Origin of the sequence: Psychromonas antarctica (assembly GCF_022267535.1) — a bacterium.
GTDB classification, from domain to species: Bacteria; Pseudomonadota; Gammaproteobacteria; order Enterobacterales; family Psychromonadaceae; genus Psychromonas; species Psychromonas antarctica.
In genome coordinates this window covers 1-1,567 of sequence record NZ_JAHNZV010000233.1, presented here as the reverse complement: position 1 = coordinate 1,567, position 1,567 = coordinate 1, and the positions used below count along the sequence as shown (strand labels likewise).

1 protein-coding gene is annotated in these 1,567 nt (G+C 40.3%); it reads left to right on the top strand.

The genetic code is table 11. The features are described from left to right. Positions 1-41: 41 nt before the first annotated feature. The gene (locus tag KSO91_RS17185) at positions 42-1,520 is read left to right on the top strand and encodes an IS4 family transposase (RefSeq protein WP_238744242.1); all 1,479 of its coding nucleotides are present in this window, start codon (positions 42-44) and stop codon (positions 1,518-1,520) included. The last annotated feature ends 47 nt before the right edge of the window (positions 1,521-1,567 follow it).

Sequence of the window (1,567 nt, the reverse complement as noted above, 5' to 3'; positions counted from 1 at the left end):
CTTGTTAACTAGACAAAGGATAATACAACAAGAGACATCGAATGAATTCTGCCACAAAGACCTTGAACTTACCATCATTAACCGCTGACTTACTTAGCCAAACAAACCTTAAAATTGATAACACATTTAGCTCGACATGGAAAAGTATTGGTTTTAACATCATGTTACGCCAAGCTAAGTTTTCTAAGCGCTCAGGTACGCCAGTAGGTGATATCACCTACCTCTTAATGCTCTGGGTTTGGCTTAAAGTAGACTCTGTAGCCATGTTTTCAAGGGATGCTTTATTAAGTTTTTCAGCGGCAAAAAAAGATGCGTTATATGACTTACTTAACCGTGAAGATTTAGATTGGCGAAAGCTACAATTATTGACCGCTAAAAAAGTCCTTAAGACAAATAGTAAAAACAAGCTTAGCGCCTTTGTTATTGATGACACCGTAAAAACAAGGCGTGGTAAGAGGATGCCGGGGGTATCGAGTCACTTTGACCACTTAACGGCTCGTTGTGTGATGGGGCAGCAAATAGTGACGCTAGGTGTCGCTAATGATGAGCAATTTGTTCCCGTTGATAATGAAATATTTATCAGTCAGGTTAAGGAGCAAGCGTTAGATTATCGGTTTGATGATGGTCGCAGTATTGCAGCGAAACGCTACCAGAAATCAAAACAACAAACTAAGCCAGAAATGGTGTGTGACATGATAGCGCGCGCTATTCGCGGCGGTATTCATGCCGATTACTTTTTAGCCGATGCATGGTTTGCGACGAAACACATTCTTAGCATGACCATTGAGCACTCGCTTGTTGCCATTGTCAGAATGAAAAAAAACAAGATGAAATACCGCTTAGTGGTTGATGGTGAGATCAAGTTACTCTGCGCGAAAGCGTTATATAAAGCGCACGTCAAAGGGTGCTGGCAAACGCTTAACCATGTGCCTTATCAAAGTAAGTCCATTGTTGTTGAATTGAACCTCGCCAGCTCGGATAAAGAGACAGCCCAATGGGTTAAGGTTAAATTACTGTTTGTTCGCTCAGTAAATGAGGAAAAACAACAGGCAAGCAAACACGACTGGGCACTATTCTTAACGACGGATAGTGAACTTGAAGATGAAAAAATACTTGAGGTGTATGCACTGCGTTGGGGAATTGAAGTTTATTTCAAAGAAGCAAAACAAAAGCTCGGTTTTTTAAAAGAGCAAAGCCGCCATTACAGTGCTTATATTGCTTCAATACACCTGACAGGGTTAAGGTTTTGCTTGCTGTTGTTTGCCAAACAAGAGCAAGGCTCGGCAAGACTTAGTGAGGTAAGAAATGGTTTTGAAGAAAGTTTAAGTTGTCTGAACTTTGCCAGTAAATTATGGGGATTATTCAAAGTATTAATTGCGGGTGCATTAAATGAAATGGTCAGTTTAACAACGGTTGAAAAAGGTGACGTATTAAACAAAATTGAACAGACGGTTGTCGATTTTTTTACGCAAGTCATGCAAATGGATAACTTTACTTTGCGGCAAGAAGCCCTAGAATGAGGGATGGTTCACTTTTATTGGCTAAAAATGAACCCCGAAACTTGAGT

Coding starts and splice junctions, on each gene's coding strand:
- KSO91_RS17185 (WP_238744242.1), top strand. CDS start 42: ATGAATTCTGCCACAAAGACCTTGAACTTACCATCATTAACCGCTGAC.